The organism is Actinacidiphila acidipaludis (assembly GCF_019890725.1).
GTDB classification, from domain to species: Bacteria; Actinomycetota; Actinomycetes; order Streptomycetales; family Streptomycetaceae; genus Actinacidiphila; species Actinacidiphila acidipaludis.
Genome location: NZ_JAINZZ010000015.1, coordinates 130,560 through 139,568, shown reverse-complemented (window position 1 = coordinate 139,568; position 9,009 = coordinate 130,560). Strand labels below are relative to the sequence as shown.

Genomic DNA, 9,009 nt, shown 5'->3' with positions numbered 1-9,009 from the left:
CTGACCTGCTGGATGAGGCCCTGAGAATGCGGCCGACGACTCGCGGTGGGATGAGCGGCATGCTGCTGCCTACGGTGACATCTCGGGCCTGTCGGCGGCGACATTGCCAGCCGCCTGGCGCCGACCCGGATGAACGATGCCGTATGGCGGGGTTTTCCGGCGGATCCGTTCACGCGGATCTCCGCCGCGATTCGTGACTTCCCACCGGCGAAGTGCTGGTGGGAAGTCATGGGCATCCCGGGCCGGCACCGGCGCCGCCGAAGCCACCCTCCGGACGGAGGACGGTGAGTTCCCAGGGGAGGTCCTGGTCTTCGCGCAGGGCTGCTACCTGTCGTGGCTGGAAGTCTGCTCGTGGACGGACGACACGGCGGTCACCCTCTCCGCTGCCCGGCGCTGGCTTCTGCACCGCCAGCTCGGCGGCGGCGTCCTGGTCAGGCGGTCTGGAGCCACTTCGTGTACCAGTTGCGGAACCCGGGGGCGGCCGGGGCGAAGCCGGCCCAGTCGGGGTCGAGCAGCCAGACCTCGCCCGCCCGTGGGCCGTTCAGGATCAGGTGAAGGAACATGCCACCGCCCGCCTCGGCCAGCATGAGCGTGCCCCTGGTCAGAGTGTCGGCCGAGGCGCCGAGCCGGCCGGGCAGCGGTTCGGTGAGAGGGAAGGGCTCGGCGAGCCGGCCGGGCAGCCGGTCCTCCCGCCACACCCCGTCCACCGCCCAGTCGTCGCCGGCCTCCGGGCGTGCGGTGGTCAGCGGCATCAACCCGTGCTCGGGCCCGGCCGGGCCGTCGCCCACCTCCGCGACGAAGGAGCGGTACTCCCTCGGCAGCGCGATGCCGTGGGACTCCTCGAACCCCCTGATCTCCGCCTCCGGCAGCCGCGGCCGCAACGCGTACTGATGGGTGTCGGCTCCGAAGCGCTCCCGTCCCGCATCGCGCGCCGCCATCTCCCGTATCCGCGCGCGTACACCGTCCCCGTCCCAACTCCCCATCCGGTGAAGGTAGCAAGCGACCAGGGCAGGTGGACACGTCATGGCTGTGCGCCTCCACGCCCGACCGCCCGCGCGTATAACGGGGGCGGGAGGTGCGTACGGCACATGAGCAGGGACAGCGACACCGAGACGGGCGCGGAGGCCGTCGAGGCGCCGGCCGTCACCGTGGGGATCGACCTGGCCGGGTACTCGGGGACGACGGGGGTCTGCCGGGTCACGTGGGCCGAGCGGCCGGTCGTCGAGGTGCTCGACGGTGGGGACGACGAGGATCTGCTGGCGGCCGTCCGGAGCGCCGGCAAGACGGGCCTGGACTCGCCCATCGGCTGGCCCGTCGCCTTCGCGTCGCTCCTCGCCGCCCACCAGGCCGGCCGCAAGCTGCCCGTGCCGTCCCGCTACCTGCCGCACGCCAGCGGCCGGCAGGGCCTGGGCAGGTTCACCCATCGTCTGACCGACGACGTCGCCTGGAAGCGCACCGGAGCCGGGCGCCGGCGCCCCCTCTCGGTCGCCACGGACCGGCTCGGCGTGGTCGCGATCCGGGCGGTGAGCCTCCTGGAACGCCTGGCCGAGTCGGGCCTCGCCGTCCCCCTCGACGGTTCCGGCGCGGTCGCGGAGGTCTACCCGGCGCACGCCCTGCTCCGGTGGGGGCTGGCGGGCGAGGACAGCTACAAGGGCCCCAAGCCCACGGCCCTCGCGGCGCGCACGCGGATCCTGGCAGGTCTCACCGAGGAGCTGGGACTCGACCTCACCGAGCACGCCCGCGACCGCTGCACCCGCAGCGATCACGACCTGGACGCGCTGGTGGCCGCGGTCGTCGCGCGGGCCGTGGCGTGCGGCATGACCCATGGGCCGGACACGGAGGAGGAGTCGGCTCTGGCCGCCGTCGAGGGCTGGATGCACATCCCCAGGCCCGAGGCCTCACTCCGCGCGGTGCGCGACGGGGCGCGTGCCCTCTGACCGGCTGGGGCCGGCCCCGCCGGGCCCTCAACCGTGCGCCTGCTGCGCGTGCTTGGGCAGCAACCCCACCAGCAGCAACGTCACCACGTTGAGCCCCGCCGTGATCGCGAGGACCAACTCCGTCGCGGACACGAAGGAGTGGGGGGACCCGGCCCCGGCCCGCGTGAAGAAGACGGTCCCGAGGGCGGCCACCCCGATCGCCCCGGCGAACTGCTGCACGGCGTTCAACAGGCCCGCCCCCGTGCCGACTTCCTCGGGTGTCGCGTCCCCGATGATGAAGTCGACCAGCGGCACGAACACCAGCCCCGAGCCGAAACCGGTCAGCACCAGCGCGGGCGTCAGCTTCCCCACGGTGATCCCGGCGCCCCAGTGCGCGACCGACCACCACAGCGCGAGCAGCCCCAGCACCGCGATCGCCAGCCCCAGATGCAGCGAGGCCCGCCCGAGCTTCTCGGCCAGCACGGCCCCGCCCAGCAGCACCGCGACCGCGGTCCCCAGCGCCCAGGGGATCAGCGCCAGCCCGGTACGCAGCGGCGACCAGCCCAGCCCCTGCTGCAGCAGCAGGTTGAGGACCAGGACGAACGCGCTGAGCGAGGCGTAGAACCCGGCCACGATCACCAGCCCGACGACGAAGCTGCGCTTGCGGAACAGCGACGGCGTGATGACGGGATGCGCGCTGCGCCGCTGGGAGACGACGAACAGCGCGAGCAGCACGACCGCGGCGGCCATCATGACGTACGTCCACGCGGGCCAGCCCAGGTCGCGGCCCTGGATGAGCGGGACGATCAGCAGCGCCGAGGCCGCGGTCAGCAGGCCGACACCGGTGAGGTCGAGGCGGGCGGCCGGGTCCTCCCCGCCGCGGCGCGGCAGCACGCGCAGGGCCAGTCCGCCCGCGGCGACGCCGAGCGGCACGTTGATCAGGAAGATCGAACGCCACTGACTGCCGAACAGGTCCAGGTGGAGCAGCCAGCCGGCGAGGATCGGGCCGCCCACCATGGTCAGGCCCATCAGCGGCCCGACCGGCGTCAGCGCCTTCCGCAGGTGCTGCGGTGGGAAGACGACCTTCACCAGCGCCAGCCCCTGCGGGATCATCACCGACCCGCACAGGCCCTGCAGGGTCCGGGCGGCGATCAGGAACGCCGCGCCCGGGGCGAGGCCGCAGGCCAGCGAGGCCAGGGTGAAGCCGGTCATGCCGAGCAGGAACAGGCGGCGGCGCCCGAGCAGGTCGCCGAGCCGCCCGGAGGTCACCAGGCCGAGCGCGAAGGCCGCGGTGTAGGCGCTGAGCACCCACTGCACGGTCACCTGGCCGCCGCCGAGGTCGGCGCGGATGGACGGGCCGGCGAGGTTGGCGACGCTGGAGTCGATCAGATCCATGACGTCGGCCAGGACCACGACGACAAGGACGAGCCAGGTGGTGAGTGTCGGCTTCGGGCCGGGGGGCGGGCCGGGAGTGGGAGGCGCATCGGGTGTGCGCTGGTCAGTGGACACGAACACCGTTCTACAATGGAACGGTGTTCGTTGCAAGACGAACGGCGTTCGCACCTTCGGATGTGCGTCCTCGGGTGCGCGCCGCCGGATTCGCGCCTTCGGGTTCGCACCGATCGCCCCTGCCTCGGAATGCGGCCACCAGACCCCCGGAACATCCGCGGAACACCGTTCGTCACGCTGCGGAACACTGTTCGCCGGCCTCGTTAGACTGCGGACATGGCACCGACCCCGCAGCAACGTCGCGCCGCACGCCACCAGCTCGGCGGCGGACCCGACGCGCCCGCGGCCCGGCGCGGGCCGTCCGGCGGGCGCAAGAAGCCGATCACGGTCGAGGCGATCATCGGCACGGCCTTCGGCATCGTGGAGAGCGAGGGGTACGAGGCCCTGACCATGCGGCGGCTCGCCACCGCGCTGGAGACGGGACCGTCGTCGCTCTACGCCCACGTCGTCAACAAGGAGGACCTCGACGAGCTCCTCATCGGGCGGCTGTGCGCGGAGATCGATCTCCCCGAGCCGGACCCGGCGGCCTGGCGGCAGCAGATCACCAGCGTCTGCGCCCAGCTGCGCGACCAGTACCTGCGCTACCCCGGCATCTCTCAGGCGACCTTCGCCGCCGCGCCGTCCAACCTGGACATCCTGCGCATCACTGAGGGCATGCTCGCCATCCTGCTCGCCGGCGGCGTCGAACCGCAGGCCGCCGCGTGGGGCATCGACGCGCTGTCGCTGTACGTCAACGCCTACAGCCTCGAGGTCTCCCTGGTGAACCGGCGGCTCGCCGGCAGCGACGACGCCTGGGTCGTCGGCCGCGACGAACTCATGCGCCGCTTCGCCGCCCTGCCCGAGACCTTCCCCCACACCAAGCGCCACGCCGCCGAACTCACCGCGGGCACCTCCCACGACCGCTTCGACTTCACCCTCGGCCTGATGATCGACGGCCTCCCCCGGGCCGCCCGATGAGGTTCCGCTTGATCACGCGCCGCCTGACGAGGTCCCGCCCGATGCCGACGAGCCCCGACCCCGGCCAACCCGCCCCCGGCGCTCCGGATCTCGGTCCCGCCCTGCGCCCGTTCCCCACCGGCCGCGACGGCCACGGCCTCCGCACGTACGTGCCGGCGGCCGACGCGAGCCCGGCGGACGTCGTGCGCGTCCATCGCGAGGTGCTCCGGGTGCTGCGCCCGGCGGTCGACGCGGCGCACGTCGACGCCTACAGCGGGGACGTCTGGCCGGCCGAGGTGCTCCCGGCCTACGAACGTGCCCTCTCGCTCGCCCGGGAAGGGGTGCGGAACGGTACCCGGCGCAGGCGGGCGGACCCCGGGATGGGTATCGACATCGACGTCCGCGACGACGGCCAGTTCGCCGTGCTGTCGGCCCTCGCCCCGTACACGATCCACGCCGAGGCCTGGTGCGGCGGGCGGATCGTGTTCAGTGCCGATGACACCGGGACGGGGATGTGGTGCGCCCTCACGCCGGAGCAGGAAGCGGATCTGGCCGTGGTCCTCTCGCCGCCCGCGTAGGACACCCTGCTCCCGGCTGAGGCGAAACCCTTGTCAGGGCCGGGGTGACGGTGTGGGCTCCTCGGCGAGGATCGTGAGGAGGTCGGCGGCGCTCGCGGCCAGCAGCGCGGTGTAGTCCGCGTCCTCGTCGGTCATCCAGCGCTCGCCGGCCCGGCGGAAGACGGCCATGGCCGCGTCGGTGGCGAGCCGGGCGGTCGCGGGGTCGTGGCCGCGGTCGACCAGGGCGGCGGTGAGTGTGCGGGACAGGGACGCGAGCTTGACCAGTTCGCGTTCCTGCAGTGGCGGGTTGGCGGCGATCACCGCGGCCCGCTCCCGCAGGAACGCGCGCGGGCGGAACACCTCCGCGGCCGTGGAGAACGCGGTCAGCAGTGTCGCCAGCGGCCCGGCGCCCTCGGGTACCGCGGCGATCGCCGTGAGGAAGGCCTCTTCGAGCTCCTCGCCGCCGCCGAACAGCGCTTCCCGCTTGTCGCTGAACCAGCGGTAGAAGGACCGCTCGGTGAGATTCGCGCGCTTGGCGATCTGCGCGACCGTCGTGCGGTCGTACCCCTGCTCGGTGAACAGGTCGAGCGCCGCGCGCTCCAGACGTCCGCGTGTGTTGCCTTCCCAACGTGCCATGTGACCCAGTGTAGCGACAGCAGATGCTGTCATCATTTGCTAACCTCGGAGTGATGACAGCATCTGCTGTCACTCATCGTTCGACCGCCGACCGCCCCGGGAGCAGCCATGCGCACCCTCCGCTTTCACACCCACGGACCCGCACTCGACGTCCTGCGCCTCGAAGAAGCCGAGGCCCCGGTCCCCGGTCCCGGCCAGATCCGCGTCGCGGTGCAGGCGTGCGGCCTGACCCCCGCCGACTGGGCGCTGGCCGAGGGGCTGTTCGCGGGCGAGCTGCCGCGCGGCATCGGGCTGGAGGTGTCCGGGACTGTGGACGCTGCCGGGCCGGGCGTGACCGGCACCGCGATCGGCGACGCCGTCTTCGGGCCGGTGCCGTTCCGCGGGCCGACGGCCGGGGCGTCCGACCACGCCCTCCTCGACGTGTGGTTCCCGCGCCCCGAGCGCCTCCAGCCGGACGCCGCCGCCGCGCTGCCCATGGCCGTCGAGACAGCGCACCGCGGGCTGGACGGTCTCGGCGTCCGGCCAGGCTTCGCGGACGGCCTTGTCGTGCTCGTCCATGGCGCGGGCAGCACGGTCGGCTACGCGGCCGCGCAGATCGCCCTCCGCTACGGCGCGCGGGTGATCGCCACCGCGGGTCCGACCTACGCCGACGCGTTGCGCGCTCTGGGCGCCGAGGTCACCGGCCATGGGGACGGCATGGCCGAGCGTGTCCGCGCGCTGGCGGGCGGCCCCGTCGACCTGGCCTTCGACGCGGCTCCCATCAGCAACTCCCTGCCCGAACTGGTCCGTACGGTCGCCAAGCCGGCCGACGTGATGACCATGAGCGACTTCGCCGCCGCCCAGGAGCTGGGCGTGCGCTTCCAGTTCGGCGAGAACGGCAACGAGTACCACCACCATGTGCTGGGCGAATACGCCCGGTTGGCGGCGGACGGCGCGTTCTCCGTGCCGGTCGCGCGGGTCTTCCCGCTGGAGGACTGGCGGGCCGCCGCGGAACGCAGCCTCTCCGGCAACGCCGGCGGAAAGCTCGTCCTGCGCCTCGCCTGAGTCCGTCCGAGCGGCCGCCCGGCTCCCCGCCGGCCACGGCCACCCTCCCATCCATCACGGCACGACCCTCAGGAGAACACCATGCACCTCTTCGTCACCGGCGGCAGCGGGCTCACCGGCCCGGCGGTCGTCACCGAACTCATCGAGGCGGGCCATACCGTGACGGGCCTGGCCCGCTCGGACGCCTCGGCCCAGCGCTTGGAGGCGCTGGGCGCGGCGGCCCACCGCGGCTCGCTGACCGACCTCGACAGCCTGACCGACGGCGCCCGGCGGGCGGACGGCGTCCTGCACCTGGCCTTCGGCGGCAGCTTCGACGACCCCGAGGGGCTCGCCCGGCAGGACTCGGCGGCCGTCGACGCCCTCGGGCAGGGACTCGTCGGCACCGGAAAGCCGCTGGTCGTCACGTCCGGCACGTTCGTGATGCGCGCGGGCCGCGAGAGCGTGGAGACGGACGCGCCGGACGAGGACTCCCTCGCGTACTTCCGCATCCCCGGTGAGCGGGTGTGCCTGTCCTACGCCAGCCAGGGCGTGCGGTCCAGCGTGGTGCGCCTGGCCCCGACCGTGCACGGCCCCGGCGACTACGGCTTCATCCCCGTGATGATCGAGGCCGCCCGCAAGGCCGGGTTCGCCGCCTACGTCGGCGACGGCACCAACCGCTGGCCCGCCGTCCACCGCTTCGACGCGGCGTCGCTGTTCCGTCTCGCCGTCGAGCAGGCCCCGGCGGGCAGCGCGCTGCACGGCGCCGCCGAGAACGTCCCGCTCAAGGCCGTCGCCGAGACGATCGGCGCCGAACTCGGCCTTCCCGTGCGGTCGGTGACGCCGGAGGAGGCCGCCGAGCACTTCGGCAGCGCGTTCTTCGCTGTCGCCTACGCCGCCGACGCGCCCGCCTCCAGCGAGCACACGCGCCGGCTGCTGGGATGGACGCCGACCCACCCGGATCTGCTGGACGACCTGCGGACCGGCGACTACTTCACGGCGGCAAGCGGCGCGTCGGCCGACCGCTGGAGCTGAGCCGGGCCGTACGCGGCAGGTCACGGGGGCCGGTGATCGGGCGGCCGGGGCAAGGGGCCGGAGGCCGGTGATCGGGGCCCGCGGCCGGTGAGCGATGGACGTTGGGCGCCGGGCGCCGGGCGCACGACAGTGCCCAGGCCACCCCCGTGGACCTGGGCCAGTCGTTTCCTCGGTCACCGGGTGGCGTTGCGCCACCCGCCGACCTGTGTCCTGCACGAGTCCGACGGCGTCACCGCGATGGGAAGGCAGATCCCCCGTCCGGCAGCCGCCCGGTCTCGCCATCCAGGATGCCGGGCGGGACGGCACCCGTCCTTGTCATTTCGCGCACGGGACCTGACGATTCGCGCACGCGTCCTACGGAAGACTCCGGTAGTCCCGCGGCGAGATCCCGTAGGTGGCGCGGAACAGCCGGCTGAAGTGGGCGGGGTTGCCGAAGCCCCAGCGCTCGGCGATCGCCTGGACCGGGCGGGCGTTCAGGCCCGGGTCGGACAGTTCCAGGCGGCAGCGCTCCAGCCGGCGGTGGCGTATCCAGGCCGCGGGGGACGTGCCGTCCTCGGCGAGCAGCTGCTGGAGGGAACGCAGCGAGATGTGGTGGGCGTCCGCGATCGCCTGCGGGGTCATGGCCGGATCGGCGAGGTGCCGCTCGATGAACGCCTTGACCTGGACGTGCAGCGCGTTCTGCCGGGTCTCCGGGCTCAGCGAGGACTCGGCTTCCACGTGCCGGGCGATGACGGAGGCCAGCAGGTCCAGGGTGATCTGGCCCAGGACGGGGAGGTCGGCCGGGCTGAACTCGTCGGCGCGCGTGCTGAGGTCGCTCAGCCAGCCGGTGAGCATCCCGCCCAGGCCGCTCTGTCCCCGGATCGGGACGGCGAGCAGGCGCTGCACGTGCTTCTCGGGCACGGGTAACAGGGCCCGGGGGCAGAGCACGGTGACGTGCGACCACTGGTCCGGCTTGGCGTGGATGTCGGCCCGGTAGGGCCTGCTGGTGTCCGTCACCGCCAGGTCGCCGCCCCGCAGCATGGTGTCGCTCCCGCCCAGGGAGACGGTCCCCTCGCTGCCGAGGACGTAGTTGAACTGGAACATCTCCGGATCGGCCTGCCGCACCTGCTTCGCCGTCCGCGTGACCTCCAGATGCGGATGGGCCATGGCGGACACCTGCACCTGGCCCAGGTCCAGGCCGCGGATCCGGGCACGGAAGTCGTGGTGACTGCTGCTGCGCAGATGGGTGCGCATGTCGTGGAGCCGCCCGACGGATTCCGACCAGAGAGCGAACCGCTCCGGAGGCTCCACGACCTCCGTGCTGAACTCGGTCACCAGCATGCCCACCACCGTAGCCGTTTCCCGTGGGGTTCGAACGCCCCACTGCTGAGGGTGTGTTACGTCCCCGTACCGGTTTCGTG

General features: G+C 73.1%; 9 protein-coding genes. 5 read left to right on the top strand and 4 right to left on the bottom strand.

Annotated elements, in window-relative coordinates; all coding sequences use genetic code 11:
* Nucleotides 1–431: 431 nt before the first annotated feature.
* Complete coding sequence (locus K7862_RS15220; protein WP_222963102.1) at nt 432–983, bottom strand: SMI1/KNR4 family protein; 552 nt, start codon at nt 981–983, stop codon at nt 432–434.
* A 105-nt stretch (nt 984–1,088) separates the two neighbouring features.
* Here K7862_RS15220 and K7862_RS15215 point away from each other — a divergent pair, with 105 nt between their 5' ends.
* Nucleotides 1,089–1,937 carry a DUF429 domain-containing protein gene (locus K7862_RS15215; protein WP_222963101.1) on the top strand — a complete coding sequence of 283 codons (849 nt, stop codon included), beginning with the start codon at nt 1,089–1,091 and terminating at the stop codon, nt 1,935–1,937.
* Nucleotides 1,938–1,964: 27 nt separating this feature from the next.
* Here K7862_RS15215 and K7862_RS15210 read toward each other — a convergent pair whose 3' ends face one another.
* The gene (locus K7862_RS15210; protein WP_308012000.1) at nt 1,965–3,425 is read right to left on the bottom strand and encodes an MFS transporter; all 1,461 of its coding nucleotides are present in this window, start codon (nt 3,423–3,425) and stop codon (nt 1,965–1,967) included.
* A gap of 216 nt (nt 3,426–3,641) precedes the next feature.
* Between K7862_RS15210 and K7862_RS15205 the strand changes: the two genes are divergently transcribed.
* Both K7862_RS15205 and K7862_RS15200 read left to right on the top strand, forming a co-directional pair.
* Entirely contained in the window at nt 3,642–4,382 is a 741-nt protein-coding gene (locus K7862_RS15205) for a TetR/AcrR family transcriptional regulator (RefSeq protein WP_222963100.1), read from the top strand.
* Nucleotides 4,383–4,423: 41 nt separating this feature from the next.
* On the top strand, nt 4,424–4,939 hold the full coding sequence (locus K7862_RS15200) for a hypothetical protein (RefSeq protein ID WP_222963099.1): 516 nt from the start codon (nt 4,424–4,426) through the stop codon (nt 4,937–4,939).
* 33 nt (nt 4,940–4,972) lie between these two features.
* Here the strand turns inward: K7862_RS15200 and K7862_RS15195 are convergent, their stop codons facing one another.
* On the bottom strand, nt 4,973–5,554 hold the full coding sequence (locus K7862_RS15195) for a TetR/AcrR family transcriptional regulator (protein ID WP_222963098.1): 582 nt from the start codon (nt 5,552–5,554) through the stop codon (nt 4,973–4,975).
* A gap of 108 nt (nt 5,555–5,662) precedes the next feature.
* Here K7862_RS15195 and K7862_RS15190 point away from each other — a divergent pair, with 108 nt between their 5' ends.
* Both K7862_RS15190 and K7862_RS15185 read left to right on the top strand, forming a co-directional pair.
* Nucleotides 5,663–6,598, top strand: a complete 936-nt coding sequence (locus tag K7862_RS15190) for an NADP-dependent oxidoreductase (protein ID WP_222963097.1) — start codon at nt 5,663–5,665, stop codon at nt 6,596–6,598.
* An 81-nt stretch (nt 6,599–6,679) separates the two neighbouring features.
* Nucleotides 6,680–7,609, top strand: coding sequence for an SDR family oxidoreductase (locus K7862_RS15185; protein ID WP_222963096.1), 930 nt, complete (start codon nt 6,680–6,682; stop codon nt 7,607–7,609).
* 354 nt (nt 7,610–7,963) lie between these two features.
* On the opposite strand, the gene K7862_RS15180 is transcribed toward K7862_RS15185, so the two are convergent.
* Complete coding sequence (locus K7862_RS15180; protein ID WP_262413164.1) at nt 7,964–8,929, bottom strand: AraC-like ligand-binding domain-containing protein; 966 nt, start codon at nt 8,927–8,929, stop codon at nt 7,964–7,966.
* Nucleotides 8,930–9,009: the final 80 nt, after the last annotated feature.

Coding starts and splice junctions, on each gene's coding strand:
- K7862_RS15220 (WP_222963102.1), bottom strand. CDS start 983: ATGGGGAGTTGGGACGGGGACGGTGTACGCGCGCGGATACGGGAGATG.
- K7862_RS15215 (WP_222963101.1), top strand. CDS start 1,089: ATGAGCAGGGACAGCGACACCGAGACGGGCGCGGAGGCCGTCGAGGCG.
- K7862_RS15205 (WP_222963100.1), top strand. CDS start 3,642: ATGGCACCGACCCCGCAGCAACGTCGCGCCGCACGCCACCAGCTCGGC.
- K7862_RS15200 (WP_222963099.1), top strand. CDS start 4,424: ATGCCGACGAGCCCCGACCCCGGCCAACCCGCCCCCGGCGCTCCGGAT.
- K7862_RS15195 (WP_222963098.1), bottom strand. CDS start 5,554: ATGGCACGTTGGGAAGGCAACACACGCGGACGTCTGGAGCGCGCGGCG.
- K7862_RS15190 (WP_222963097.1), top strand. CDS start 5,663: ATGCGCACCCTCCGCTTTCACACCCACGGACCCGCACTCGACGTCCTG.
- K7862_RS15185 (WP_222963096.1), top strand. CDS start 6,680: ATGCACCTCTTCGTCACCGGCGGCAGCGGGCTCACCGGCCCGGCGGTC.
- K7862_RS15180 (WP_262413164.1), bottom strand. CDS start 8,929: ATGCTGGTGACCGAGTTCAGCACGGAGGTCGTGGAGCCTCCGGAGCGG.